This is a genomic window from Epilithonimonas hominis (genome assembly GCF_003730015.1).
Taxonomy (GTDB): Bacteria; Bacteroidota; Bacteroidia; order Flavobacteriales; family Weeksellaceae; genus Epilithonimonas; species Epilithonimonas hominis.
The window spans coordinates 60,800-86,922 of record NZ_RJTU01000055.1 but is presented as its reverse complement, the minus strand read 5'-3'; the positions used below and the strand labels follow the sequence as shown (position 1 = coordinate 86,922).

Below are 26,123 nucleotides of genomic sequence, written 5' to 3'. Positions count from 1 at the left end.
TTTTTTATTTAATGTTAAATTGCGATTAATTTTAACGAGACAAAAGTATAAAAAATTATGAGAATAGATAAATTTTTATGGAGTGTGAGATTTTATAAAACCAGAAACATCGCTGCTGAAGAAATCAAAAAGAATAGGGTGAGTATAGGAGAAAATGTGGTTAAGTCTTCTAAAGAGGTAAAGATTGGCGATGTTATAAAAATTAAAAAAAATCAAATCGAATATAAAATAAAAGTGACCGATCTCCCGAAAAGCAGGATTGGCGCTAAATTGGTTGCGCTTTATGTGATTGATATGACGGAGAAAGATCAATATGAAATTTTAAAAATGAGAAAATCTGCTCAAGACTATTACAGGCAAAAAGGACTCGGAAGACCTACAAAAAAAGATAGGCGAGAAATGGACGATTTTTCTGCTGGCAGTTCAGCTTTAGAAATGGATAATGAAGATTGGGATATTTTTTTCTCACCGGACACTGAAGAAGGCGAAGATTAAATCTTTAATAGCTTTATGATTTCATCAGAAATATCATTGGCGGTTTTGGAGTCTGTATCGACTGTAAAATGAGATTTACTGTAAAAAGGATTCCTTTCGAAAAGATGCTTCGCGATAAATTCAGGCACGTCGTCATCATTTAATTTGGCAATCAGCGGGCGCGTATTTTTCTGTAGCAGTACTCGGTCTGTAAGCGTTTTTACAGAAGCTCTTAGAAATATACTCTTTGATTTTTCATTAATTAGATCCATATTATTATAGTAAACGGGAGTTCCACCGCCAAGACTCAGAATGATATCTTTTTCCACGTTCAGAATATGTTCCAATACGCGTTTTTCTTCCTTGCGAAAGAATATTTCTCCCTTTTTCTGGAATATTTCAGGAATACTGAGCAGGTTTTCTTCAGAAATTCTTTGATCGAGGTCAATTAATGGAAAATTTAATTTTTTGCTCAAGTTTTTGGAAACGTGAGATTTACCGCTTCCCATATATCCAAGTAAAGAAATTATCATAATTTTATTTTAAACAAAGTTCGAAAAAAATTTTGAGATTTTAAAAAAAGTACTATCTTTGCACCACTAAAAAATGAGAGATAAACGGTAAACGCTAAAAGATTTACTTTACAATCATTTATCACATGTCATAAATCTTTTCATTTTTATAGTGGCCGACCTGGTAGCTCAGCTGGTAGAGCAATACACTTTTAATGTATGGGTCCTGGGTTCGAATCCCAGCCAGGTCACTAGCAAATTAATCCGTAGCGATACGGTTTTTTTTTGCCTGCGTGGTGAAATTGGTAGACACGCCATCTTGAGGGGGTGGTTTCCTAAGGATGTGCTGGTTCGAGTCCAGTCGCAGGCACAGCAGAAATATTTTTAATTATTAAATTATTTTAATAATTAAAAAGACTCGGTAGCTCAGCTGGTAGAGCAATACACTTTTAATGTATGGGTCCTGGGTTCGAATCCCAGCCGAGTCACAATTTACGCAAGTAAATTTTTTTCATATTAATATTTTGTGATTTGGTGTAGAAGCTTCTTGTAAAAGAAGCTTCTTTTTATTTCAGGTGCATATTGTCAATCAGTCTAACTTGCTCTACATTTACCACGATGAAGGCACGGTAATTTTCGTCTTCTGAAAAAAAGTCTGCTTCTTTCAAAGTGTCTTCATTGGCAATCAGAAAGTATTCCAGCACCATATCATCCCTATCGAAGATTTCCTCAACTCTTATTTTGATTTCTGGTATCGTTATGACACGAAACCAATCATCCACTTTTTTCAGGGTTTGATAAATAACAGATGATGCTTCTTTCTCCGCTTCGGAAAGTCGCATATTTCTGGAACTCATCGCCAGTCCGTTATTTTCTCTATGGATTTTTACACCATGAATTTTGATGCCCAGATTCAGAATATCTACTAATTTTTCGATGATTTTCAGTTGTTGAAAGTCTTTTTCTCCAAAATAGGCATTATCTGGTCTTACTTGTCGAAATAATTCTTCTACCACGGTTCCTACGCCATCAAAATGACCAGGTCTTGCAGCTCCTTCCATCTCGTTTTCGATACCTCCGAAGTCGTAATGTTTTCTTTCCAAACCATTTGGATATATGTCTTTTACTTTTGGGATGTAAACGGCATCTACCAATTTAGAATTCTTGAGCTTTTCAATATCATTTTCAACAGTTCTGGGATATTTTTCTAAATCGTCAGGATTATTGAATTGGGTAGGATTTACGAATATGGAGGAAATTACAACGTCATTATCTTTATTAGCTTCTTCATATAGAGATATGTGTCCGGCGTGCAATGCTCCCATTGTAGGCGCGAATCCGATGGAATTGTTTTGTTCTTTTTGTAAATCAATATATTTTGAAAAAGAATCTTTATCGTAAAAAACCTGCATATTATTTCTGTTTTATGGGCTCAAAGGTAGCTGTTTTTTGTTTCTACAGAAGATGATTTGTACAGAATTTCTTAAAAAGCTTTAGATATTGACTTGCAACCTATCAGTTATTAAATATCTTGTAATTATTAATCTTTTTAATCTGGCTAGTATTAATCTTATTTTAACAATATTTCTAGTGTAAGTCATTGACTTTTAGTATATTTTGTTAATTAGTATTAATATTAAGTAAAATAAATGATTTGATTTAATTTTTTGTAATTTTGCAAAATGAAGTTTTTATACTTCGTTTAAAGTAAATTTTTATGCCTAATCAAAAGATTTTATACGTTACTACGGAGATGTATCCCTATCAGGAAGATACGAATATGGGAAGCTTGGTGCACAAAATGGCGCTGAAAATGCATAGCGAGGGTAACGATGTAAGGGTTTTTATGCCGAGATTCGGACAAATCAGTGAAAGGAAATTTCAATTGCACGAGGTGATCCGTCTGTCTGGGATGAATATTATTATAAATGATTTGGACCAGCCACTGATCATCAAAGTTGCATCTTTACCAGGTGAGCGTTTGCAGGTTTATTTTATAGATAATGAAGAATACTTCAAAAGAAAGCAATACTATTTTGATGACGAAGGCCATCCTTTCGAAGATAACAATGAAAGAGCTGTTTTCTTTGCAAGGGGAGTTATAGAAACTATTAAGAAGCTAAATTGGGTGCCAGATGTAATTCATCTTAATGGTTGGATGTCTTCGTTAATCCCGGTATATCTGAAAACATACTATAAAGACGATTCTTATTTCAAGGATACTAAAATTGTTCTTTCTATTTATAATGAAGAAGATTTGAAGCTGAATGAAAATACAAAAGAAATTCTTGAATTTGATAATATTTCAGATTTACAATCGTTAGATAATCCAAGCTTTCTCAATTTTGTAAATGACAGTATGGATTATGTAGATGTTATAGTGAAAGGAAATGAATTTTTGGAAGAGAAACTTGAAGAAGCCTTTGCGAAAGCCGAAGCTGAAAAATCCGACTATCTGAACGCAGATTCAATAGCAAAAATTTATTAATTACGATCGATTATATTATAATGATAAGAATAAAAAAAATGATGAAGTTAATCCCTGTTTTATTAATGGGGATTGTTGTGATGAATTCATGCGAAAGCGAACTGGATAACCTCGGTTCTCAGTTGGTAAACGGATCCGAAGCTTCAGAGAAAGTTTACGGACTTGCTGCTTATAATGTCAATAACCAAGATGTTCAGAAAGTTGTTACATCTCAGTATGACAGTGTTCGGATTGGCGCATTTAGTGAGCCTGTTTTTGGTGGTCAGAAAGTTTCTTATTTCACGCAAGTAAGGCTGAGCTCCTATAATCCTGATTTTGGAAAAAATCCTGTTGTAGATTCTGTTGTTCTTACTCTTAAACCTTTATATGAAACGGCTTCAGACTCTTTAAAAACTACAACAACTGAAGATTATATCTATCCTGATGGAAATGTAGCTGCAAAAAAAGTAGTGAATACCTATCCAGTTAGAAAATATGGTAAATATAAGGTTGGAACGGCAACTCCTCCTTTAACCATAAGAGTTCACGAGGTTACTGACTTTTTAGGTGGAGCTTCCGACTCTATTAAAACAAATAAAACAATTGCAGTTTCATCTACAGATATTGGGTCGAAAAGCTTCAATGGTACAGTTAATTCAGTGGTCATCACAAAAGATTCCGATGCGTCGGAAATTGTGAACCGGGCTGTGTCGTTAAGAATACCATTGAAAAAAGAATTTTTTCAGGATAAAATAATAGCAAAGCAAGGAAATCAAGTGTTGAAAGATGCTGCATCATTTATCAGATATTTCAGAGGTTTAAGAATTTCGGTTGATGAAAATGACGGTTACCTGTTTTCTATGGCTCCTAATGATGCTGCAATAACCATTTATTACAAGAACGATGTTACCGCATCAGATGGAACAGTTACTAAGACAAAACAAGAAACGTCTTTAAGTCTGGGTTCGCCGAATGTTCACTTAAGTCACGTGGCTTACTCTAGAAGTAGCTCTTACATAACCGGAACAAAAGATGCCATAGATGCAAAAGATATCAAAACAAATACAGCACTACCAATAGCAAATCCTTCAACCAAACTTTATTTACAAGGGATGGGAGGAAGCAGTATTGGTGTTCGCATTACAAAGGAATTAATTACCTCATTAAGAAATCAATATAAAAATGAAAAAATTGCAGTTGTTTCTGCAAAAATTCGATTATATAATGATAGTACTGATCCTGAGTGGGATAATAAATACAGAAAACCCTCAAGTTTCCTTGTAAAAGAAAGAGATTCAATGTCAAGATTCTTACCGGATATGACGCTACTTGCAAGCGCTGGATATTCACTTGTTCGTAGTACTAATCTTTCCACAAAAGATGCTTACTACGATGTTAGTATTACCTCCTCACTTAAACAAATTATCGAGGATGAGTCTTACAATATAAATGAGAATAATGGAAAAGATTTTATAATTGATGTAGGATCTTATCTCGTTGACTCGTCTACAGGAGCACTACTTGGTCAGACTTATAATGACAGACCATACAATCCTTTTAGGTTATTATTGGTAGGAACCGATACAAGTAAAATAGGACAGGAGATGTCTGTCAGCTCAAAAAATGTCCAGTTAAGATTAATATTCACAAAAAAATAAACTAATTAATATATGTGCGGAATCGTTGGTTATACAGGTTTTAGAGATGCATACGCTATTGTAATAAACGGATTGCGCCGTCTAGAATATCGTGGTTATGACAGTGCAGGTATAATTTTAGAATCACAAAATGATAAGTTTGAATTCAAAAAAACAAAAGGAAAAGTAGATGATCTAGTAGCAATTTGTAAAAACCTTGAGGCAACTTCCAAACTTGGAATGGGGCATACGAGATGGGCTACACACGGCGTTCCAAGTGATAATAATTCTCACCCACACCTTTCCAACAACGGAAAAATAGCAATTGTACATAATGGTATTATTGAAAATTACGATACCATCAAAACAATGCTTATCAATAAAAACTTTGAATTTAAATCAGAAACGGATACTGAAGTATTGGTTAATTTATTTCAATATTTTATGGATAAAGATCCATCTCTCGATTTTTCTGAAGCCGTGCGTTACGCATTGAATGAAGTTTATGGCGCGTATGCAATTTCAGTAATGCACGAAGATTTTCCAGGACAGTTAGTTGTTGCAAGATTAGGTTCGCCACTTGCAATAGGAATTGGTGAGAATGAATATTTTGTAGCTTCTGATGCTTCACCTTTTGTCGAGTTTACAAAAGAAGCTGTGTATCTTGAAGAAGGTCATATGGCGACGATCTCTCTGGAATCTGGAATAGATATCAGAACAATAAAAGAAAATACGAAAATAGAACCCGCTATTCAGGAGTTAAGATTAAATCTTGAACAAATTGAAAAAGGAGGCTATGAGCATTTTATGCTAAAAGAAATTTTTGAGCAACCAAAATCCATTCTTGATACAATGCGTGGTCGCCTTCTTGTGGATGAAGGAATTATTAAAATGGCAGGAATCTGGGATCATTTGGAAAGATTGACGAATGCCGAAAGAATCATTATTATAGCTTGTGGTACATCTTGGCACGCAGGACTTATTGGTGAGTATCTTATTGAAGAATTTGCGAGAGTTCCTGTAGAAGTGGAGTATGCTTCTGAGTTCAGATACAGAAATCCTATCATAAGTTCTAAAGATGTTGTAATTGCAATCTCACAATCAGGTGAAACAGCAGATACAATGGCTGCCATTAAGCTTGCAAAAGAAAAAGGAGCTTTTGTTTTCGGAATTTGTAATGTGGTAGATTCTTCTATCGCCCGGTATACAGATGCAGGTGCTTATACGCATGCTGGACCAGAAATAGGTGTCGCTTCTACAAAAGCTTTCACATCACAATTGACAATTTTATCATTAATTGCAATCAAGTTAGGTAATCACAACGGAAATCTTGGAAAAGCAGATTTCATGAGGTTAATTACTGAATTGGACGCAATTCCAAAGAAAGTGGAAGATGTTCTAAATTCAGTGGATGAAAATGTAAAAGCTATTGCATCCAAATTTGTTGATGCTACTAACTTCTTATATTTAGGAAGAGGTTATAATTTCCCTGCAGCACTTGAAGGAGCTCTAAAATTAAAAGAGATTTCTTATATCCACGCCGAAGGTTATCCTGCTGCAGAAATGAAGCATGGACCGATTGCTTTAATTGATGAAAATATGCCAATCGTTATTATTGCTCCAAAAGTTGGCCATTATGATAAGATTGTCAGCAATGTACAGGAAATCAAAGCGAGAAAAGGAAAGGTGATTGCTATTGTAAGTAAAGGTGATACTCAAGTTTCTGCAATGGCAGATTATATTATAGAGATTCCTGAGACATCAGAATGCTTCTCTCCAATTTTGGCATCTATACCATTACAGCTATTGTCATATTATATTGCTGTGGCTAGAGGAGCTAATGTAGACCAGCCGAGAAATCTTGCCAAATCAGTTACTGTAGAATAATTTTGTGTTTTGTGAAATATTCTTTAACAAATTACGTTTTCAATTAAAATTGATAATTATTTATAAAAAAAATTATATATTTACCGCTTAATTTCTTTAAAATAGGATGAAAAGGATATTATTTATACTGTTGTCAACTTCGGTTATCATTTCTTGTTCCAAAGGTGGAGGGAAAGGTATAACAGGTAACCCCGGAATCAAGGGTGAACTTATTCCAAGAGGATCTTCAAAATCATTTGTGGCTGAAAGACCTTATGGCATGGTTCCAATTCCAGGAGGATCTTTCGTAATGGGAATGGCAGATCAGGATTTTTCATATACTCCAGAAAAAGCAATGCTTAAAACTGTAACAGTTTCTTCCTTTTTTATGGATGAAACTGAGGTTACAAATGCAGAATATCGTGTTTTCATCAACGCTGTTCGAGATTCAATTGCCAGAGGTTTGTTAGCTGAAGCTGCTGGTGAAGGTGGTGGCGAAGAAGGCGGGAACGGAAGTTCTATTGCTGACTATGCTTACGCTTCAAAAAAAACTGGTGAAGAAGCAACTCCGTATCAAAAGTTTCTGGAGTCTCAGGGTGGGAGAGATGGTTATGATGAGTCTAAAAAATTAGATAAAAAAGTACCATTAACTTATAATACTTCTGCTTATCCGGATGAAAAATATGCAGAGGTTTTAGAATCTATGTATTTACCAGCTGAAAAGAGAATCAATAATGAGAGAATCATTGATTGGTCTAAAATTAAATACAGTTATCAGTGGGAGGATGTTTCTTCTGCAGTAAAAGATAAAGATAGAGGAACTAAGTATCTTAAAAAAGAAAGTATTGCAGTTTATCCGGATACCACAGTATGGGTTAAGGATTTTAACTATGCTTATAATGAACCTTTATTTAATCAATATTTTTGGCATAACGCCTACAAAGAATATCCTGTTGTCGGTGTAACGTGGGATCAGGCAAGAGCTTATTGTGATTTCAAAACTAAAATTAAAACAGATTATAATAATAGCCTGAAAAAGAAAAAGCAAAAAGCATTGCGCTTTAGACTTCCTACAGAGGCAGAATGGGAATATGCTGCAAAAGGAGGGATTCAAAATGCTACTTATCCATGGGGTGGGCCTTATCTTCAGGATGATAGAGGATGTTATCTGGCAAACTTCAAACCTAAAAGAGGTAGCTATATAGAAGATGAGAAAAAAGGTAATTACACTTATACAGCACCAGTGAAAAAGTTTCCTAAAAATGGATATGGCTTATATGATATGGCTGGAAACGTTTCAGAGTGGACAGAATCTCCATATAATAACTCCACATATGAATTTTCCTCAACATTAAATCCTAACTTGTCCAATCAGGCATACAGGGAAGTTAAAAAGACTGTAAGAGGAGGATCTTGGAAAGATGCTGGATTTCTATTAATGACAGGTTACAGAGATTGGGAAAGAAAAGATTCTGCAAGAAGTTATATAGGATTCAGAACAATTCAGGATATACCTGCCGGAGCTGGAAGATTTGCAAGAAAAACAAAATAAAAATTTATATTAACTAACTACTACTAACTTAAAAATTCAAAAAAATGTTTAAAACTAAAGAATCAATAACAAATTTTGTTTATTCGTTTGGTGCAGCTATCGTAATCCTAGGTGCTCTATTTAAGATGACGCACTGGAGTTTAGGCCCAATTACTGGTAACGTTGCGCTTGCTGCTGGTTTGATCACAGAAGCATTAATCTTCTTATTCTTTGCATTCGATCCACCAGCAAAAGAGGAGCATTATGCTTGGGAAAATGTTTATCCGGAACTATTGGATGAGTCTGCTGAAAGACAACCAAGAAAAGTTGTTGCTAAAGTAGAAAATAAAGAATTAGAAGTTTCATTATCTGATAAACTTGACAAAATGTTAGCAGATGCTAAGTTAGACGTGAGTTTATTTGAAAGATTAAGAGGTGGAATTGATAAATTCTCTTCTTCTGTAGATCAAATTAACCATACTGTAGATGTTTCTGCCTCTACCCACAAATATAACGAGCAATTAAATCTTGCCGCTTCTCACTTGGAAAGTATGAATGCGTTATATGCTTTGCAATTGGAACAAGGACAAAAACAATCTGAGTTCAGTAAAAAATATGTTGAAGATATTCAAAAGTCTGCAGCACAGTCAGAAAAATTCAACGAAGAGTTACAAGGTTTAACAACTAATCTTAATAGCCTTAATAGAGTTTACGGTGGTATGCTTAGTGCAATGAAGTCTTAATTTACTATCATTTTAATTTTTGTTTAACAATTAAATTACTTTATTAAAATGGCAGGAGGTAAACAGACACCACGTCAGAAGATGATTAACCTGATGTATTTGGTTTTCATTGCAATGCTTGCAATGACAATCGATCAGCAAATCATCAGATCATATAAAGATACGAATCAGTCATTGACTGATACGAGATTAACAGTAGAGGAACGTAACGATAAAATCTTTAAGAAAACTTTGGAGGCTAAAGCTGTTGCTTCTCCAGAAACTTATGGACCGTTATTAGATCAATACAAAAATTTGGAAGGAAAAACCAATGATTTAGTTGGTTTTATTGAAGGTATTAAAAATAAAATGAGTTTAGAGGCTGAGTATGATAGTAAATTACCTATCGAGGAAAGTCTTACTGCACTTAATAATACAGAACCAGCAACTCAGAATTTCTTCAAAGATGGTGATGAAAAAACTCCATCAAAAACTGCGCAAGATTTAAAAACAAAAGTAGATGATTTAAGAAATTTTATCGTTTCTACTTTTGGAGGAAACCCACAACTTAAAACTGTTGCGGATAGAGCTCAAAAGATGCTTATTGTAGATTTTCCTAAAGGTGATAAGAGAAGCACACAAGGTTGGATTCAATATAAGTTTTACAACCAACCATTGGTAGCAGCTTTGTCTAACTTAGAAATTATTCAGTCTGAGGCTAGAAACTTGCAGTCAGATGCAATTACTTCAATTCTTCAGGAAAAAGTAGATGCTGATATCAAATTTGACGCTTATGAAGCTTTAGTTTCTGGACCAAGTTCGGTAATGAAAGGAGAACCTGCTCAAATCAAAGTTTCTATCGGAACTTTTGCAAGTTCTGTTCCTGGTTTAGCTATTAGCGGTGCAAAGATTATTAATGGACAAGGTATTATTACTCCTGCTACTGGAACTCCTGGAGAGCAGAAATTCCAAGGTACTATTACTTTCAATGATAAAAATGGAAAAGCTCATTCTCTTCCTTATTCTCATACATTGAGTGTTGTATCTGGACAAGAAGCGCTTAAAGAGCAAAGTGGTGCAATCTTAGCAGCGGATAAGATGAATGTTCTATATAGAGGTTTAGCTAATCCAATTTCTGGATCTATCTTAGGAGCTGATCTTAATGCAACTACTTTATCAGCAGCAGGTGCTTCTGTAAGTGGAGGTAAAGGAAAATGGAATGTGACACCTGGTGCTGGAAACACTGTTAAATTAACAATTTCTGGAAAATCACCTAGTGGAAAAATGATAACTCAAGCTTTTGATTTTAGAGTTAAAAATATCCCTCCGCCAAGAGGTGAAATTAGAGGTAAGGGTTATGATGTAATGCCTGCCAACATGATTTCAAAACAAACTTTAACAGCTACACTTAAAGATTTTGATTTCCCAGTTTCGTTTAATGTGGTAAGCTTTAAAGTTAAAGTACCTGGTAAGGCAGTAATGTCTGTAAACGGAAGTTCATTAGCACCAGTAGAGTCCTTAACAAAAGGTCTAAGATCTGGAGATAACGTAGCAATCTTTGATGTTCAGGCAACAGCTCAAGGATTAAGCGGAGTAGTACTTCCTAATATCAGCGGTGTAGTTATTAGTGTACTATAATTAAAAAAAGTTTTATCTGATTGATTTTATATTTCAATACTTATTATGAAAAAGATTATATATAGTTTAATTTGTCTTTCCTCAGCAATGTCTTTTGGACAAAACAGCATTCTGAATGCTAATTCTCCTCAGACATTCAGAGAAGATCGTGAGATCAAGAAAGATAGTATAACACCTCTTAAATATGGATTTATAGAAGATAAAGACATTTTGAGAAGTATGGTTGTATGGGAAATTATTGATATGAACGATAAAATCAATCAGCCTTTCTATCATAATGCTGATGGCTTGGTTTCTCAAAACAAGTCTCTTTATCAAATCTTATTAGATGCTGTTAATTCAGGTAAAATAAAAGAAGTTTATTCTGGTGATGATTTTACAACTAGATTAACCCCGGAAGGTATTGCAGCTGCTACATCTGTTCCAATGGTCGATGATTATTTCACAGAAATAATGAATGCCAATAAGATTGAAGATGCAGAAGCTCAAAGACTTTTGAAATATTTTACTTCTCTTAAAGGTGCTGGTAATAAGCAAGTTGATGGGATGTTTATGAAATATTCTACCAGACTTGCCGATGTTTTGGAGTATAACGGAGCTGCTCAGCCTGCCGCTACTGAAGAAACTGTAACTACAGGAAAAGGTAAAAAGAAAAAAACGGTTAAGAAAACAACCAAGGCTCCTTCTATCGAACCTGGAACAATGCTTGTTAACTTAGACGGTTCTTGGTATAAAATCAAAAAAAGTGATGTTGAAGCTAACGTTGGTTTTTCTGAAACTAAAACTGAGAAAGTTAAAGCGCTTAAGCTAATGGGAATGTGGTATATCGATAAAAGAGATACTCAGTTAAGATATAGACTTCTTGGAATTGCTGCTATGGGTGAAGATCCTAACTCCGCGATTTTGAAAGCTGAAAGAGCTAGACAAATGCAGGAATCAGGAGCTCCGGTTGATCCATCTATCCTAAATGAAGCTAGTGACTTAATTGATCTTTTCTGGATCTATTATCCAGATGCTAGACAAGTTCTAAGCAGCAATTATATTTTTAATGCAAAAAACTCTACTTCTGATATTACTTTTGATGATGTTCTCAATGCAAGAAGATTTTCTTCTGTAATTTATAAGACGGATAATGGAATGGGTAGAGGCGGTAGCGGCATCATCGATGAGTATATACCGAATGATGCGGAAGGTCAACTTGAAGAAAGCGACAGAATCAAAGCCCAAATTCTTCAGATGGAAAATGATTTATGGAATTACTAACATATCTCATATACAAATAATAAAAAACCTGAGTATCTTTACTCAGGTTTTTTTATTTTTATGGAACAGGTAGATTACATCATTGTTGGAGCTGGATATGCAGGACTCTTTTTTGCACATCAATTAATCAAGGAAAATAAATCTTTCAAGATTTTCTATGATGAGAATATTTCTGCTTCTCAAATTTCTGCCGGTGTTTGTAATCCTGTTATCCTGAAAAGGTTTACGACATTCTGGAAGTCGCAGGAACAAATCGATTATCTTGAAGTTATCTTTAATGAAATCGAAAAGTATCAGTCCAAAAAATATCTGATTGATGAAAATGTAGTTCGAATTTTTCATAATGATTCTGAGAAAATCCAATGGAAGAAAAATTCTGAAAAAGAAAACTTACAATCTTTTCTTAATAATGATTTTATCAAACTTGATAGCGTAGAAAATCCTTTCGAAGCCGGAAAAGTCAATCATTCTGCAAGATTAAATGTAACTGAATTTTTCCAAGATATGCTCAATTATTTCGAAGACAACAATTATTTGATCAAAGAAAAATTTGACTATGATTTGATTAATACTGAAAATAATTCATATAAATATCTTTCATTTAAAAACCTTATTTTCTGCGAAGGTGTTGCGAGCAATCATAATCCTTATTTTAAAGAAATTCCAATTAAACCCAATAAAGGACATTGCTTAAAACTAAAACTTAAAGAGAAACCAGAACCTTACATTATCAAGAAAAAACATTTCTTGTTCAATCTTCAAAATGATGAATATTATTACGGCGGAACTTATGACCGTTTTGATAATTCAGATGATATCAACAAAGCATCTTTTGAGGAATTAGAAAATGGACTTCGCGAATTATACAAAAACGATTTTGAAATCAAAGATATTAATTTCGCTTTTCGTGCTACAGTTGCAGACAGAAGACCAATTTTAGGAAGACATCAAGAACATCAGAATTTTTATATTTTTAATGGATTGGGAGCAAGAGGTGTTTACAACGGAAGTTATTTTTCCAAAGTTCTTTACGATTACTTAGAAAACGATATTGAACTCGATTCCGAAATTGATGTGAAAAGATTTTACTGATTTAATTAACAAAATTTAAATTATACTAATTTGGTCAGATTTCAATGAATTGTTAAATTTGCATTTCGGATAATATCTAATGATGAACAACGAACTAAAAGAAGCTTACCAAAAACTGATTGATGAAAACATTGAATCAAAATCGATAGAAGAAGTTCTGGAGATTTTGACGAGTACTTTTCCCGATGAAGTTTGCTTTTCCACAAGCTTTAGTTTCGAAGATCAAGTGATTACGGATTATGTAAAAAATTCCGAAATCAAAGTTTTCACGTTGGACACAGGTCGTTTATTCGAAGATACTTACAACACTTGGAATTTAACTAAATCCAAATACAAACTTCCAATCAAAGCTTATTATCCAAATCCCGAAGAATTAGAACCTTTTATTCAGGAAAATGGACCTGATTCCTTTTACAGGTCTGTGGAAAATAGGAAAACTTGTTGCGATATCAGGAAAGTTCATCCGTTAAAAAGAGCTTTGAAAGGCAACAAAATTTGGATTACAGGACTCAGAGCCGAACATTCCGTCGCGAGAGAAAATCTTTCTCAATTCGAATGGGACGAGTCCAATCAAATCATTAAATACCATCCAATCCTCTTCTGGACAACGCAACAAGTTAGAGATTATATCAAAAAAAATAATATTCCTTATAATATTTTGCACGACAAAGGTTTCGTCAGCATTGGCTGTGCACCTTGTACGCGTGCGATTCAGCCGGGCGAAGATTTTCGTGCAGGTCGCTGGTGGTGGGAAGATGCCAGCAAAAAAGAATGTGGACTGCACGTTCATAAATAACAAATCAAATAGTTAGAAAAATAAATATAATCCAATTGTTAAATATTTTCGAATAGATAATCTTGCTGAGTAAAACGCCTTTGTGAACCTTAAAATATTTTCAATTAGATAAAAAAACTTTGCGCGCTTTGCGTTTAAAAAATAAAAAAATGTCAAAATATCATTTGGATTACCTGGAACAGTTAGAATCCGAAGCCATTCATATTTTCAGGGAAGTTGCGGGTCAGTTTGAGCGACCGGCTTTGCTTTTCAGTGGTGGAAAAGACAGTATTACATTGGTACATCTTGCGCTGAAAGCTTTTCGTCCTGGGAAATTTCCGTTTCCGCTAGTTCACATCGATACAGGTCATAATTTTCCCGAAGTTCTGGAATTTCGCGACCAATTGGCTGAACAAATCGGAGAAAAACTAATTGTAAGAAAAGTTGAAGATACCATCAAAGAAAAAGGCCTGACCGAACCAAAAGGAAAACTGCCAAGCAGAAACGCATTGCAGACTTTCACCCTTTTGGACACAGTAGAAGAATTCGAATTCGATTGCTGTATTGGTGGCGGAAGACGCGATGAAGAAAAAGCCAGAGCTAAAGAAAGAATTTTCTCTGTTCGTGATGATTTTGGACAGTGGGATCCGAAACTTCAGCGTCCTGAACTTTGGAATACTTACAACGGGAAAATCCATAAAGGAGAACAAGTGAGAGCATTTCCAATTAGTAACTGGACAGAGTTGGATGTTTGGAATTACATTTTAAAAGAAAATATTCAACTGCCTTCAATCTATTTTTCTCACGAGAGAGAAGTTTTGAATTTGGACAATCAATTCATCGCAATGAACGAGTTTTTAAATCTGGAAGAAGGCGACATTGTAACCAAAGAAAAAGTACGTTACAGAACGGTTGGGGATATGACTTGCACCGCCGCAGTTTTGTCCGAGGCAGATAATCTGGAACAAGTGATTGCAGAAATTATCACCACAAAAACCAGCGAACGAGGCGAAACCAGAATAGACGACAGAACTTCGGAAGCCGCAATGGAAGACAGAAAGAAAGCCGGATATTTTTAGGAGCCGAGAACCTGCTGACCGCTATATCTTTTGCTTTTTCATATATGAAAAAAAAGCAAAAGGATGCCGCTACCATCAGGGCTATTGAGCAATTCTATGGTTAGATGATAACCATTCAACATTAACAATTAACCATTACAATAATGGACATATTAAGATTCATCACTGCAGGAAGTGTAGATGACGGAAAAAGTACACTGATAGGCAGATTATTATACGATAGCAAAAACATTCTGATAGACCAATTGGAAGCTGTTGAACGCGCCAGCAAATTCAAAAATGACGGAACTATTGATTTGGCATTACTGACAGACGGTTTGAGAGCCGAACGTGAACAAGGAATTACAATTGATGTGGCTTACAAATATTTCTCAACACCAAAACGTAAATTCATCATTGCAGATGCGCCGGGTCACGTTCAATATACCCGAAATATGATTACAGGAGCCAGTAACGCCGCTTTAATCATTATTCTAATTGATGCCAGAAACGGAATCATAGAACAGACCAAAAGACATTCAATCATTGCATCTTTGCTTAACATTCCGAATGTTGTTGTGGCTATTAATAAGTTGGATTTAGTTGGGTATTCGGAAGAGATTTTCAATAATATCAAAAGCGACTATTCCAAAATGGCAGAACAGCTGTCTTTGAATAATGTCGTTTATATTCCAATCTCAGCTTTAAATGGAGACAATATCGTTGACCAATCCGAAAACCTGAATTGGTACGAAGGGAAAACTTTACTCGATTATTTGGAAACTGTTGAGCTGGAAAATACAATCAATCTGGATAAAGCGAGATTTCCTGTTCAATACGTAATTCGTCCTCAGACAGAAGAACTTCACGATTATCGTGGATATGCAGGAAAAATCACCAGCGGAATTTATAAAGTTGGAGATTCGGTGACGATTTTACCTTCCGGAACTGAAAGTAAGATTTCTGTAATAGAAGTCGCTCAAAAACAAGTTGAAGAAGCATTTGCGCCTCAAAGTGTGGTTTTGCATTTGGAAAATGATGTAGATATCAGCCGTGGAGATTTGATTGTAAAATCTGATGACCTTCCAAAAATCGAGCAGGAATTAGAAGTTCTGGTTTGTTGGATGGGCGATAAACCTTTGAAATCTGGTTCAAAATATCTGATTCAAAATAACACAACTCAAGTCAAAGGAATCGTAAAAGACATCGAATATAAATTGGATGTCAATACTTTGGAAAAACAAGAAGTGGAGCAAGTTTCACTCAACGAAATCGTAAAACTAAAACTCAAAACTGCAAAACCTTTAGCTTACGATTCTTACAAAGATTTGGCTTCCAATGGCGGAATTATCTTTATTGATGAGACAAGTTTTGTAACAGTTGGTGCAGGATTGATTCAGTAATTTTTAACAATGCAGACTCTAACATCCAAAATTTCACTTCCGGTTTTCATCAACGCATCGACTAACAAAATATTGATTGTCGGCGGTGGAAAATTAGCTTCGGAACAGCTTAATGATATTATGCAGAATATTCCGGATGCTAATATCAGCGTTCTCGCAAAGAGACTGTCTGATGATATCAAAAACCTGTTACTGGAAAATACATCGGTCAAAATTATCAATGAAGATTTTGATGATTCCTATTTGGAGATTGCAGATCTGTTCATTGTGGCGACAGAAGATTCTGCTCAGGACCAGCTGATAATTAATAAAATTAAAGAAAGAAAGAATCTATATTTTGCTCCAAGTCCTCCTTCTGATAATGATTTTTTCTTTCGGGGAAATAATGATAATCAAGACAGGAAAAATCTTTTCTTTATTAATGGTGAAAAGAAATGGCGAAGAATAGCAAGTATTTTTTTCTTTGCTTTTGTAATTTTATTAATAGGAAATATTCTATCTTTTTACATCGGATTCAACGATTTAGAAGTCGCTTATCAATATCTGAATCATAATACGGACGAACGATTTTTCTGGTTATTCTTGGTTGGATTTTTAGCTCAATTAATAGACGGTGCTTTGGGAATGGGTTACGGCGTGACTTGTACTGCGGCGCTTTTGTATATTGGGATTCCGTTACCTGCAATCAGTAGTAGTATTCACACAGCTGAGATGTTTTCGAGTGGCGCTTCAGGTTTCAGTCATTACAAATTCGGGAATATTAATAAAAAATTATTTAAAAATATTTTAATTCCAGGTGTGATTGGAGCTGTTCTAGGAGCTTTGCTATTATCATATTTTGGAGAAAAATATGCAGGAATAATCAAACCGATTTTGGCAACTTATACATTCATTCTTGGAATCAGAATTCTCTTCAACGCATTCAAGAAAAATAAAAAACGCAAAAAAACTAAAAGAGTAGGTTGGCTAGCTGGAGCAGGTGGTTTCTTAGATTCTTTCGGCGGTGGCGGTTGGGGACCTTTGGTAACTTCAACCTTAATTTCTAAAGGAAAAACACCGCGTTATATCATCGGAACAGTCAGTTTAACCGAGTTTTTCGTGACATTCGCCAGCGCATTGACATTCTTTTCAGTAATCGGAATCAGTCATTGGCAATTAATTGCAGCCTTGATTTTAGGAGGTGTTCTTGCAGCGCCGATTGCAGCTAAATTAGCCGGAAAATTACCTTTGAAAGCAATGTTTATCGGAGTTGGACTGATGGTAATTATCTGGAGCTTGAATGTTCTTTTGAAGACATTCCATTTAATCTAAATTTCCTGTCCAAACTGCAAGATAAAACCATTGTTATCATAAATAGCAAATTCACGCATTCCCCATTCGAAAGTTTCTACTTCATAACAAATTTTAGATACAGATTTTAAACTTTCCCAGATTTCATCAACATTCTGAACATTGATGTAAAAACTTCCTGTAAAATTAGGTTTGATGAAAACTGTATGTTGGTTGGGTTTTGCAAACATTAGTTCAACATTATCTCGAGAAACGGAAGCCCAACCCCAATCTTCATTCTTTTCTCCAAGTTCAAAACCGAGAATGTCTGTATAGAATTCTATCGTTTCTTCAAATTGGTAGGTCCAAAGAATCGGTCTTAAAGAATTGAATTTCATATTAGATAAATGTCAATAACAAAGCAAGCACAATCCCAATAGCGGTAAAAACCATTCCTCTTTTGAAGATTTTTGACTTCGGTGGGAACATCCAAAAGCTGGAAATCACAAAAAAGAATAACGAGATTCCGAAAAACGTATTGAGTGGAGATAGTGTGTCTTTCGATTGTGCTTTGTGTAATTTCGTCATTTTGTCCAGAACAAAAGGCAATTCTTTCTTTTTATATTTGGCTTCACCAGTTTTGATATTATAAGTTCCTTGTTTGAAAAACATTACATCGCCTTCTGTTTTGTCAACCTCAAAACCTTTAATTTTGATTTCCTTCCCTAGTTTTTTCTCGTCCAAATTTGGCTCGAATTTCTTTTCATAACTTTTTTCTTTTTTCAGAAAATCTGTGTCTCTGTAAACCAGTAACACGCCGCTAACTGCATAAACAGCCATAATCCCAGCTAGGAAATAGCCCAGATAACGATGCGTGATTCTCATAAAAGTTTTGGTGTCTTTAATTTTATCCATTGTTTTAATTTTTTTATTACCTCAAAAAGTGGAGGCAAATGTATGACTCCACTTTTATTTTTAGAAATTTGATTTGATATTTTATTAAAGTTTATACGTCAAAGTCACATAATAGTTTCTTGGCATAATTGGGTTTACGGAGTAATTCTCGTGTACCACATAATTATGAGTGTCAAAAAGATTCCCAATTTTACATTGAATCAAGAATTTTTTATATTCATATCCAACAGATAGATCAAAGATGTTGTAATCTTTCAGTTTAAAGATTCTGGAAATGCCGTTTCTTGCTTCCAAGCTGTTTGCTCCGGTTTTGGTGTCGTTCCAGCCTGCAAGTCTGTCTCCGATGAAATAGTATGTCCCACCAAGTTTAAGACCTTTCACCCATTTGTCGAATGTGTAAAACACGGAACCGTTCACCGTTGTAGCCGGCGTTCTCACCACTCTTTGTTTTTCGACATAGCCAAAAATCTCTGGTGTATCTTTATAAACCGCGTGATTGTAGGCAAATCCGGCGATGATGGAGATATTTTTCGTTGGATTTCCTGTGATATCGGCTTCAACACCCCTGCTTAATAGTTTACCTGCGAATTCCTTAATATTTGTGTCACTGTTTGGAGTTCCATCTAATTTAAATTGAGCTTGCTGATAGAAATTTTTATTTAGAATCTGATAAGCTGATACATTGAATGCCACAGCATTGTTCCAAACATTTTTCTTGATTCCAACTTCAAACTGGTCAATGATACTTGGCTTCAAACCTGTATCTGTGTTCACATCACGACCTGTGTTCGGAGAAAATGAATTGGTATATGTAGCAAAAACGGATAAATTTTCATTAGGCATATAAATCAATCCTGCCTTTGGAGAGAAAGCACGGTCTGCTGTTGCAGAATTATCTTTGCCAACTTTAGAGTTATTCATAAAGTTTGAAACCAACGTGGTCATATTCTCCAAATAAGAATATCTCAAACCAGCAATGACTTTCAACTCTTTCGTAAGGCTTACAAAATCTTGGGCATAGATTCCTATTCTTCTGGTTGGGATTCTTGTTTTTTCATATTTGTTGGCATTTGGTATCGTTCCACCATTCCAAGAAGATGGATCATCCAGGTAAACGTAGCCAGATGCATCACCATTGGTACCATAATAATAAGACGTTCCGTAAACAGCATTGTTTCTGTTAGGATCAAAATAAGTGTAGGCATCTGATTTCAAATAATCGGCATCTGCACCAATCAAAATTTTATGATTGATTTTGCCAGTATAGAATTCTCCATTCACATTAATCTGTGCGCTGGTGTAATTTTGTTCGTTATAAGTTCTGTTAAGATTTCTTCTCCATCTGTATCGGTTATTATTTTGAGTCCAAGCTGTACGCTCAGTTGAAAAATAATCTCTGGCATAATTCTGATAAGTAACTACAGCATTCAACGTCCAGTTTTCATTAAACTGATGATTCACGATGATGTCAGTAGAAGCTTGTTTCACATTTTGATATTGCCAATCTGTACCAAAAAAGGTGCTGATGGGCGAAGTAGTATTCAGGAAATAACTTTTGTCTGGATTTTCAAATGTTCCTAGTCCGAAATCTGGTGTGAAATTATTCTGAAGATAATCTGCTTCAACAATAATCTGAGTTTTAGAACCGATGTTAAAAGCAAAAGATGGATTGAAATAGTACTTTTCAGAATTTACCACATCACGAAAGCTATTCGCTTTTTCATAAGTACCGTTCACGCGAAAAGCAATCTTCTCTGTCAATGTTCCGTAGATATCAACAGTTGGTTTGTAAGAATCCCAACTTCCTGCCGAGAAACCAAGTGTTCCGCCAGATTTGAAAATTGGTTTTTTTGTAATCATATTGATAATCCCACCAGCGGCTACATTACCATATAACAAGGCATTGGCGCCTTTTGCAACTTCTACACGTTCCAATCCGGAAACTTCGGGATTTACACCGCTGTTGATTCTTGCACCGTTTTTATATAGATTCTCTGATCCGAAAGTAAAACCTCTACCTCCAAAACTGGCCTGGGAATTTCCTCTCGCAGAAGTTACATACAATCCACTAACGTTTTGAATAACTTCCGACAATTGGCGTATTTGCTGTTGTTCGATAATCTCGTGAGTCACAATGGAAACCGGTTGAGGATTTTCCATTGTTGTAAGATTTGATTTAGAAGTTGATGTTTTAGCCTTGTTAGGATTGCCCGTTTTATGCAACGCTACGTCTTCAATTTGCTGAATTTTGATTGTGTCATTATCTTTTTGTCCACCTTTTTGAGAATAGACAGAGATAGAAAGCAAAACCAGACTTGCAGAGATGATGGACTTCTTCATTGTTTATTTAGAATATTTAAAAACTAGGCAAAAGTATAAAATGTATCTTTACCAACGCAGTGTTATTTTAAATAATTCTAAATAATGAAGTTTTATTGATTTAATTATATGTAAATCAATGTTTTATAATATTATGATATTTATCAATTATTCCTGAAGCTCCAACCAACGCATTTCAAATTCTTCAAGTTTTTCTGATATTGTTTCAAGTTGCGAAGATAATTTGGAGATTATATCGTAATCGGATTCGTTGTTGAGTTGCTCCAGAATTTCAGCTCTTTTTTCTTCCAATTTTGGCATTTCTTTTTCGATAGTCTCCAGCTCACGTTGCTCTTTGAAAGATAATTTCTTTTTGGTTGTTTGAGTTGCGTTAATAGTAGAAGTCTCTACTTCTTTTGGAGTTTCAACCTTTTCAACTTTCGGAGTTTCAGGTTTTGAATTTTTATCTTCCGATTTCAAATGTTCTCGATATTCCGAAAAGTTTCCGACAAATTCTTTAATTTTTCCCTCGCCTTCAAATGCTAAAACGTGGTCCACAATTCTGTCCATAAAATAACGGTCGTGCGAAACAATAATCAAACTGCCTTGGAAATTCTGAAGAAAATTTTCCAAAACTGTCAAAGTCGGCAAATCCAAATCATTCGTTGGCTCATCAAAAATCAGGAAATTCGGATTCTGATAAAGAATGTACATCAAGTGCAGACGTCGTTTTTCTCCTCCGGAAAGTTTCGAAATAGGCGAATATTGCGTTTGGTCGTCAAACAAGAATAATCTCAAAAACTGAGAAGCTGAAATTGTTTTTCCATTCGCTAAAGGGAAATTTTCTCCAATTTCTTTGATGAAATCAATGACTCTTTCGTCTTCTTTATATTGAAGTCCTTCCTGAGCAAAATATCCGAATTTAATCGTTTCTCCGGTTTCAATTTCTCCAGAATCTTTCGGTTCAAAACCTTGAATGATATTCAGTAAAGTCGATTTTCCTGCACCATTTTTTCCGACAATCCCCACTTTTTCACCTCTTTGAAATTGGTAAGAAAAATCTTTGAAGAGAACTTTTTCCCCAAAACTTTTGTTGATATCCTTAAGTTCAAGAATCTTATTTCCCAATCTTTTCATTTCGAAATCCAATTCCAAAGCATCTTTTCGAGTGTCCGTTTTCGCTATTTTTTCAGTTTCGTAGAAATCGTCTTGTCTTGATTTAGATTTTGTTGTTCTCGCTTTTGGTTGACGTCGCATCCATTCTAATTCCTTTCTGTAGAGGTTTTGCGCTTTATCAATCGTCGAATTCAGATTATCCTCACGAATCATTTTATTCTCAAGATATGTCGCATAACTTCCGTTGTGGAGATAGAGATTGCCGTCTTCCATTTCCCAGATTTTATCACAAACGGCATCCAAGAAATAACGGTCGTGCGTCACCAAAAGCAACGTAATTTTAGCTTTACTCAAATAATTTTCCAACCATTCTACCATTTCCACATCCAGGTGGTTGGTTGGTTCATCCATTATCAGAAGTGTGTGGCGATGTTCTGCTCTGGTTTCAGTCAAGAGTTTAGCTAATGCAATTCTTTTGATTTGACCTCCGGAAAGTGTTCCCATTTTCGCTTTCAAATCTGTGATTTTAAGCTGAGAAAGGATTTGTTCCATTTCGTTTTCCAAATCCCACGCTTTATGGATTTCCATTTCTGCCAGAGCCGTTTCCATATCATCCGGATTTTCTGAAGTCAAGGCGTGATGATACTTTTTCAAAGCCAAAATTGGTGCGGAATCCAAAGTCATCATAAACTCATCCACAGACAATGTTGGGTCAAAATCAATCTCTTGGTCAAATAAAACGACCTGAATATCTTTGTTGATAACCACATCTCCACCATCAGCAATTTCTTTTCCCATCAGGATTTTCAAGAGTGTCGATTTTCCACTTCCGTTTTTGGCAACGATAGCAATTTTGTCACCTTCGTTAACGTGGAAAGTAATGTTTTTGAATAAAACTTTGAGACCGTAAGATTTGCTAAGATTTTCTGCAGAAACGTAATTCATTTTTATAAATGATAAATGATGAAATATAAATGATCTGCGAAAATACGAAATTGAAAACCGAAAATTCTGTTACTATTGATTAATATTCAGAAAAATTTAACTAAAAAATTAGTGGATTTAACCTTTTTTTGAGAGATTGGGAAAAAGAAAATTCAGAAGTTTGTGTTAAATTAATTTCAATGAAAAAAATCAACTTTATCCTTGCGTTATTCGCAATCTTATCTTTTCACGCACAAACTATTTCCGGAACTGTAATTTCAAAAGACGATAACCACCCAATTCCTTATGCGAAAATCGGAATTATCAATAGTAATTATGGAATTCAGGCGGATGAAAACGGGAAATTTCAAATCAAACTAGATGACATTTCGAAAGATAAAGAACTGATTGTCGATGTTGCCGGCTACAAACAATTCCGAAGCTCTGTAGAAGACTTTGTGAAGACCAATCCTCACAACATTTATCTGTATGAAAAAGTAACTAACATCCAGGATGTTGTGATGACTCCGAAGAATTATAAAGATAAAAATCTTGGGGTTAACAGCAAGTCAAAATCCATAATGTTTACGCCCAATATGGAAAAAGGAAATTCTGTGGTGGAAGAAACCGCTGTGGAATTCAGTTCCAATAAAAAGCTGAAGATTACAAAAATCAATATGAATTTTTCCAGATTCGAATCTACAACACCAATCAAAGTTCGTTACACGATTTATGATGAAAAAGACGGAAAACCGAACAATTTGATTTTGAGTAAAGACATCATTGCAACGATTAATAAAGACGATTTGGATGATTATAGTTTCTCTCTGGATGTGAGTAGTGAGCGGATTTGGCTTCAAGGTAAATTTTTTGTGGGGATTCAATTTATCGGACAATCGAGTGGTAAAGTTGCTTTGAGTGGTGCATTATTCAGGTCGGGTTATTACCGTTCATTTTATGGGAATTGGGAAAAAATCGGAATGGCAGCGCCAGCAATTAATATGGATGTGAAAGTTCAAAAGTAAATTCTAATCAATCGTCATCATTTTCAACGACCATAGATTCCCATTATAAATATCCAAATCTACTTTTGAATTAATCCCATAAACAATTCCGTTTTCTGAGAATTGCCAAAACTGCCATTCATCGTCTGGAGAAGGTGTCGGAACATCGTTATAATTGGCCAGCCAAAGTGGATATTCATCAAACTCGCCTTTCAAGTAATCTTTGTAATAATGATAATAAGTGTAGATAATCGGTTTTTCGCCGTAAGTATCTTCCATTATTTTTATCCAAACTTTGAGGTCAGAAACCAATTGTTCTTTTGATTTTTTCCTCGGATTTTTTTCAATATCGAGAATGGGCGGAAGGTCGCCTGATTCTAATTTCGCCACAGAAAGAAAAGAATTGGCTTGCATCACAGGATCTTCGTCCGGACGGTAAAAATGATAAGCGCCACGGATTAAGTTATGCTGTTTTGCAGTTTCCCAAAAATGGTCAAAATTTTTATCTAACTTTCGGTTTCCCATACTTGCTCTCAGAACCACAAACTGAAGAGGGATCGTTCTGTTACCTATGCTCAAACTATCCCATTGGATGTCTTCTTTTCTTTGATAATGAGAAATATCAAAACCAAAAGTCTGGTTAGAATAAAGTCCGATTATTTTCTCGATTCTTTGGGATTCGGTTTCCGTATTGGAGAGTTTTTTGTGCTCAAAATGTTTTCCGAGATAATAAGTAAAATAATAATTGATTTTTTGACGAAGATAAAAACCGGTTCCCAACAAAGAAAAACAAAGTATAGTCAACAGAATCCAGCGTTTCTTGATGACTGTTTTTCTTCTTTTCTGATGAATTTTTCTTTTGGAAACTGGATTGATCTTTGACATAAGTTTTGCAAAAATATTATTTTTATTAATTGAAATATCGAAGAAAATTTATTTTATGAAATTTAAATCCAGATGAATATTTTTGGCTTATTTTATGCTAATATTGTAACATTAATTTTAAAATATAAAAAACGATGAAAAAGAGATTATTATCATTATCTGCAGTTCTATTTGTGGCAGTTGCAATGAATGCTCAAACTGTAAAAGAAGAAGTGAAAGATGATGCTAAAACTGTAGGAACTGCGGTTAAAAAAGGAGCTAAAGCAACTGGAGAAGGCGTAAAAGATGCTGCAAAATGGACTGGGAAAACAGTAGAAAAAGGTGCAGATGAAACCGCTGAAGGTGTAAAAGACGGCGCAAAATGGACTGATAAAAAAGTTAAAAAAGGTGCAAAATGGACCGGTAAGCAAGCCGAAAAAGGCGCAGATGCTGTTAGTGATACTTACAAAGACGTTAAAGCCGATCTCAAAAAGAAAAATTAAATCCTTCATTATTAAACAACTTCAGAATTCGGAGTTGTTTTTTTGTAACAAAAAATAATTAATACTTACGAACCTGAAAGTATTAACATAAATTAGCTATATTGCTGAAAAATTGAAAATAAAATGAAAAAAATTATTATGTCATTTGCGCTTTCTCTTTTGTTTGCTGCAAATATGATGGCACAAAATGTTCCGACTGCGAAACAAATCATTGATAACTACATTACAGCCCTAGGCGGAAAGCAAAAACTGGAATCCGTCAAAACGCTTTCCATGAAAAATACAATCAGTGTGATGGGAATGGATATGGAAGGGAAGACAGTTAAAAAGGATAATAAGTTCAAATCTACCCAAACCATGATGGGACAGGAAATGGTGCAGATGTTTGATGGTGAAAAAGGCTATGCTAACCAAATGGGTCAGAAGATTGATTTTCCAGCAGATCAGGTTGCAAAACTAAAAGTGTCTAAAATAATTGATGCACTTGGGATGGATCCTGCAAAAATCAAAACGGTAGAGAAAAAACAAGTAGATGGAGCAGATTATTATGTTCTTTCTTCCGATGATTCCAAATCTTATTTTGATGTTAAAACTGGATTGCTTTCCAAAACTGAGAACGATAAAGGAAATATGAGCATCACTAAATATACGGATGTAGATGGGATTAAATTTGTGGAAGAGATGACACTCAATGCTGCAGGACAGGAGATAAAAATTAAAAATTCTGATATCAAAATCAATCAGCCGGTTTCTGATGATGAATTTAAATAA

General features: G+C 34.8%; 23 protein-coding genes and 3 tRNA genes. 19 read left to right on the top strand and 7 right to left on the bottom strand.

What is annotated here, in order from left to right; translation table 11 throughout:
- The first annotated feature begins 57 nt into the window (after positions 1–57).
- Positions 58–495 (top strand): RNA-binding S4 domain-containing protein, encoded by a 438-nt coding sequence (locus EGH73_RS08240; protein WP_123281429.1) that lies wholly within the window; start codon positions 58–60, stop codon positions 493–495.
- On the opposite strand, the gene EGH73_RS08235 is transcribed toward EGH73_RS08240, so the two are convergent.
- Positions 492–1,007, bottom strand: a complete 516-nt coding sequence (locus tag EGH73_RS08235) for a shikimate kinase (protein WP_123281428.1) — start codon at positions 1,005–1,007, stop codon at positions 492–494. The genes EGH73_RS08240 and EGH73_RS08235 overlap by 4 nt on opposite strands.
- Positions 1,008–1,164: 157 nt before the next feature.
- Between EGH73_RS08235 and EGH73_RS08230 the strand changes: the two genes are divergently transcribed.
- From EGH73_RS08230 to EGH73_RS08220, 3 genes are all read left to right on the top strand, one after another.
- Positions 1,165–1,237 (top strand) — tRNA-Lys (locus EGH73_RS08230).
- A gap of 36 nt (positions 1,238–1,273) precedes the next feature.
- Positions 1,274–1,356 (top strand) — tRNA-Leu (locus EGH73_RS08225).
- A gap of 45 nt (positions 1,357–1,401) precedes the next feature.
- Positions 1,402–1,474, top strand: a tRNA-Lys gene (locus EGH73_RS08220).
- A gap of 78 nt (positions 1,475–1,552) precedes the next feature.
- On the opposite strand, the gene panC is transcribed toward EGH73_RS08220, so the two are convergent.
- Positions 1,553–2,398 (bottom strand): pantoate--beta-alanine ligase, encoded by an 846-nt coding sequence (panC, locus tag EGH73_RS08215; protein ID WP_123281427.1) that lies wholly within the window; start codon positions 2,396–2,398, stop codon positions 1,553–1,555.
- A 305-nt stretch (positions 2,399–2,703) separates the two neighbouring features.
- Here panC and EGH73_RS08210 point away from each other — a divergent pair, with 305 nt between their 5' ends.
- From EGH73_RS08210 to EGH73_RS08155, 12 genes are all read left to right on the top strand, one after another.
- The gene (locus EGH73_RS08210) at positions 2,704–3,474 is read left to right on the top strand and encodes a glycogen/starch synthase (protein ID WP_123281426.1); all 771 of its coding nucleotides are present in this window, start codon (positions 2,704–2,706) and stop codon (positions 3,472–3,474) included.
- Positions 3,475–3,512: 38 nt separating this feature from the next.
- Positions 3,513–5,111 carry a DUF4270 family protein gene (locus EGH73_RS08205; protein ID WP_245985470.1) on the top strand — a complete coding sequence of 533 codons (1,599 nt, stop codon included), beginning with the start codon at positions 3,513–3,515 and terminating at the stop codon, positions 5,109–5,111.
- Positions 5,112–5,123: 12 nt separating this feature from the next.
- The gene (gene glmS, locus EGH73_RS08200) at positions 5,124–6,977 is read left to right on the top strand and encodes a glutamine--fructose-6-phosphate transaminase (isomerizing) (protein ID WP_123281424.1); all 1,854 of its coding nucleotides are present in this window, start codon (positions 5,124–5,126) and stop codon (positions 6,975–6,977) included.
- A gap of 106 nt (positions 6,978–7,083) precedes the next feature.
- Positions 7,084–8,508, top strand: a complete 1,425-nt coding sequence (gene porK / locus EGH73_RS08195) for a T9SS ring complex lipoprotein PorK/GldK (RefSeq protein ID WP_123281423.1) — start codon at positions 7,084–7,086, stop codon at positions 8,506–8,508.
- Positions 8,509–8,552: 44 nt separating this feature from the next.
- The gene (porL, locus tag EGH73_RS08190; RefSeq protein WP_089768381.1) at positions 8,553–9,230 is read left to right on the top strand and encodes a type IX secretion system motor protein PorL/GldL; all 678 of its coding nucleotides are present in this window, start codon (positions 8,553–8,555) and stop codon (positions 9,228–9,230) included.
- Between the two features lie 48 nt (positions 9,231–9,278).
- Positions 9,279–10,847 (top strand): type IX secretion system motor protein PorM/GldM, encoded by a 1,569-nt coding sequence (gene porM / locus EGH73_RS08185; RefSeq protein ID WP_123281422.1) that lies wholly within the window; start codon positions 9,279–9,281, stop codon positions 10,845–10,847.
- Between the two features lie 45 nt (positions 10,848–10,892).
- On the top strand, positions 10,893–12,110 hold the full coding sequence (gene porN, locus EGH73_RS08180; RefSeq protein WP_089768377.1) for a type IX secretion system ring subunit PorN/GldN: 1,218 nt from the start codon (positions 10,893–10,895) through the stop codon (positions 12,108–12,110).
- A gap of 60 nt (positions 12,111–12,170) precedes the next feature.
- Entirely contained in the window at positions 12,171–13,202 is a 1,032-nt protein-coding gene (locus EGH73_RS08175; protein WP_089768375.1) for an NAD(P)/FAD-dependent oxidoreductase, read from the top strand.
- A gap of 82 nt (positions 13,203–13,284) precedes the next feature.
- Entirely contained in the window at positions 13,285–13,998 is a 714-nt protein-coding gene (locus EGH73_RS08170; protein ID WP_123281437.1) for a phosphoadenylyl-sulfate reductase, read from the top strand.
- Between the two features lie 149 nt (positions 13,999–14,147).
- A complete protein-coding gene (gene cysD / locus EGH73_RS08165) occupies positions 14,148–15,056 on the top strand; it encodes a sulfate adenylyltransferase subunit CysD (protein WP_123281421.1) in 909 nt (302 codons plus the stop codon).
- A 143-nt stretch (positions 15,057–15,199) separates the two neighbouring features.
- On the top strand, positions 15,200–16,438 hold the full coding sequence (locus EGH73_RS08160) for a sulfate adenylyltransferase subunit 1 (RefSeq protein WP_076781845.1): 1,239 nt from the start codon (positions 15,200–15,202) through the stop codon (positions 16,436–16,438).
- Between the two features lie 9 nt (positions 16,439–16,447).
- The gene (locus tag EGH73_RS08155; protein ID WP_123281420.1) at positions 16,448–17,749 is read left to right on the top strand and encodes a TSUP family transporter; all 1,302 of its coding nucleotides are present in this window, start codon (positions 16,448–16,450) and stop codon (positions 17,747–17,749) included.
- Here EGH73_RS08155 and EGH73_RS08150 read toward each other — a convergent pair.
- The 4 genes from EGH73_RS08150 to EGH73_RS08135 form a co-directional block, all read right to left on the bottom strand.
- Positions 17,746–18,105, bottom strand: coding sequence for a VOC family protein (locus EGH73_RS08150; protein ID WP_089768369.1), 360 nt, complete (start codon positions 18,103–18,105; stop codon positions 17,746–17,748). The two genes, EGH73_RS08155 and EGH73_RS08150, sit on opposite strands and share 4 nt — an antisense overlap.
- A 1-nt stretch (position 18,106) precedes the next feature.
- Complete coding sequence (locus EGH73_RS08145) at positions 18,107–18,622, bottom strand: hypothetical protein (protein WP_123281419.1); 516 nt, start codon at positions 18,620–18,622, stop codon at positions 18,107–18,109.
- An 84-nt stretch (positions 18,623–18,706) separates the two neighbouring features.
- Positions 18,707–20,962, bottom strand: coding sequence for a TonB-dependent siderophore receptor (locus EGH73_RS08140; protein WP_123281418.1), 2,256 nt, complete (start codon positions 20,960–20,962; stop codon positions 18,707–18,709).
- Positions 20,963–21,109: 147 nt separating this feature from the next.
- Positions 21,110–23,002, bottom strand: coding sequence for an ABC-F family ATP-binding cassette domain-containing protein (locus EGH73_RS08135; RefSeq protein ID WP_123281417.1), 1,893 nt, complete (start codon positions 23,000–23,002; stop codon positions 21,110–21,112).
- A 179-nt stretch (positions 23,003–23,181) separates the two neighbouring features.
- On the opposite strand from EGH73_RS08135, the gene EGH73_RS08130 reads away from it, so the two are divergent.
- The gene (locus EGH73_RS08130; protein ID WP_148041690.1) at positions 23,182–24,006 is read left to right on the top strand and encodes a carboxypeptidase-like regulatory domain-containing protein; all 825 of its coding nucleotides are present in this window, start codon (positions 23,182–23,184) and stop codon (positions 24,004–24,006) included.
- Positions 24,007–24,009: 3 nt separating this feature from the next.
- Here EGH73_RS08130 and EGH73_RS08125 read toward each other — a convergent pair whose 3' ends face one another.
- The gene (locus EGH73_RS08125) at positions 24,010–24,870 is read right to left on the bottom strand and encodes a GH25 family lysozyme (RefSeq protein ID WP_123281415.1); all 861 of its coding nucleotides are present in this window, start codon (positions 24,868–24,870) and stop codon (positions 24,010–24,012) included.
- Positions 24,871–25,004: 134 nt separating this feature from the next.
- Here EGH73_RS08125 and EGH73_RS08120 point away from each other — a divergent pair, with 134 nt between their 5' ends.
- Together EGH73_RS08120 and EGH73_RS08115 are read left to right on the top strand one after the other, a co-directional pair.
- Entirely contained in the window at positions 25,005–25,352 is a 348-nt protein-coding gene (locus tag EGH73_RS08120) for a hypothetical protein (RefSeq protein ID WP_123281414.1), read from the top strand.
- A 123-nt stretch (positions 25,353–25,475) separates the two neighbouring features.
- Positions 25,476–26,123, top strand: a complete 648-nt coding sequence (locus EGH73_RS08115) for a hypothetical protein (RefSeq protein WP_123281413.1) — start codon at positions 25,476–25,478, stop codon at positions 26,121–26,123.

Bases quoted from the DNA above. Each gene is read 5' to 3' on its own strand.
- EGH73_RS08145 (WP_123281419.1), bottom strand. From the start codon at position 18,622: ATGGATAAAATTAAAGACACCAAAACTTTTATGAGAATCACGCATCGT.
- EGH73_RS08155 (WP_123281420.1), top strand. From the start codon at position 16,448: ATGCAGACTCTAACATCCAAAATTTCACTTCCGGTTTTCATCAACGCA.
- cysD (WP_123281421.1), top strand. From the start codon at position 14,148: ATGTCAAAATATCATTTGGATTACCTGGAACAGTTAGAATCCGAAGCC.
- EGH73_RS08120 (WP_123281414.1), top strand. From the start codon at position 25,005: ATGAAAAAGAGATTATTATCATTATCTGCAGTTCTATTTGTGGCAGTT.
- EGH73_RS08140 (WP_123281418.1), bottom strand. From the start codon at position 20,962: ATGAAGAAGTCCATCATCTCTGCAAGTCTGGTTTTGCTTTCTATCTCT.
- EGH73_RS08175 (WP_089768375.1), top strand. From the start codon at position 12,171: ATGGAACAGGTAGATTACATCATTGTTGGAGCTGGATATGCAGGACTC.
- glmS (WP_123281424.1), top strand. From the start codon at position 5,124: ATGTGCGGAATCGTTGGTTATACAGGTTTTAGAGATGCATACGCTATT.
- EGH73_RS08210 (WP_123281426.1), top strand. From the start codon at position 2,704: ATGCCTAATCAAAAGATTTTATACGTTACTACGGAGATGTATCCCTAT.
- EGH73_RS08160 (WP_076781845.1), top strand. From the start codon at position 15,200: ATGGACATATTAAGATTCATCACTGCAGGAAGTGTAGATGACGGAAAA.
- EGH73_RS08115 (WP_123281413.1), top strand. From the start codon at position 25,476: ATGAAAAAAATTATTATGTCATTTGCGCTTTCTCTTTTGTTTGCTGCA.
- EGH73_RS08205 (WP_245985470.1), top strand. From the start codon at position 3,513: ATGATGAAGTTAATCCCTGTTTTATTAATGGGGATTGTTGTGATGAAT.
- panC (WP_123281427.1), bottom strand. From the start codon at position 2,398: ATGCAGGTTTTTTACGATAAAGATTCTTTTTCAAAATATATTGATTTA.
- porL (WP_089768381.1), top strand. From the start codon at position 8,553: ATGTTTAAAACTAAAGAATCAATAACAAATTTTGTTTATTCGTTTGGT.
- porM (WP_123281422.1), top strand. From the start codon at position 9,279: ATGGCAGGAGGTAAACAGACACCACGTCAGAAGATGATTAACCTGATG.
- porK (WP_123281423.1), top strand. From the start codon at position 7,084: ATGAAAAGGATATTATTTATACTGTTGTCAACTTCGGTTATCATTTCT.
- EGH73_RS08240 (WP_123281429.1), top strand. From the start codon at position 58: ATGAGAATAGATAAATTTTTATGGAGTGTGAGATTTTATAAAACCAGA.
- porN (WP_089768377.1), top strand. From the start codon at position 10,893: ATGAAAAAGATTATATATAGTTTAATTTGTCTTTCCTCAGCAATGTCT.
- EGH73_RS08150 (WP_089768369.1), bottom strand. From the start codon at position 18,105: ATGAAATTCAATTCTTTAAGACCGATTCTTTGGACCTACCAATTTGAA.
- EGH73_RS08135 (WP_123281417.1), bottom strand. From the start codon at position 23,002: ATGAATTACGTTTCTGCAGAAAATCTTAGCAAATCTTACGGTCTCAAA.
- EGH73_RS08235 (WP_123281428.1), bottom strand. From the start codon at position 1,007: ATGATAATTTCTTTACTTGGATATATGGGAAGCGGTAAATCTCACGTT.
- EGH73_RS08130 (WP_148041690.1), top strand. From the start codon at position 23,182: ATGAAAAAAATCAACTTTATCCTTGCGTTATTCGCAATCTTATCTTTT.
- EGH73_RS08170 (WP_123281437.1), top strand. From the start codon at position 13,285: ATGAACAACGAACTAAAAGAAGCTTACCAAAAACTGATTGATGAAAAC.
- EGH73_RS08125 (WP_123281415.1), bottom strand. From the start codon at position 24,870: ATGTCAAAGATCAATCCAGTTTCCAAAAGAAAAATTCATCAGAAAAGA.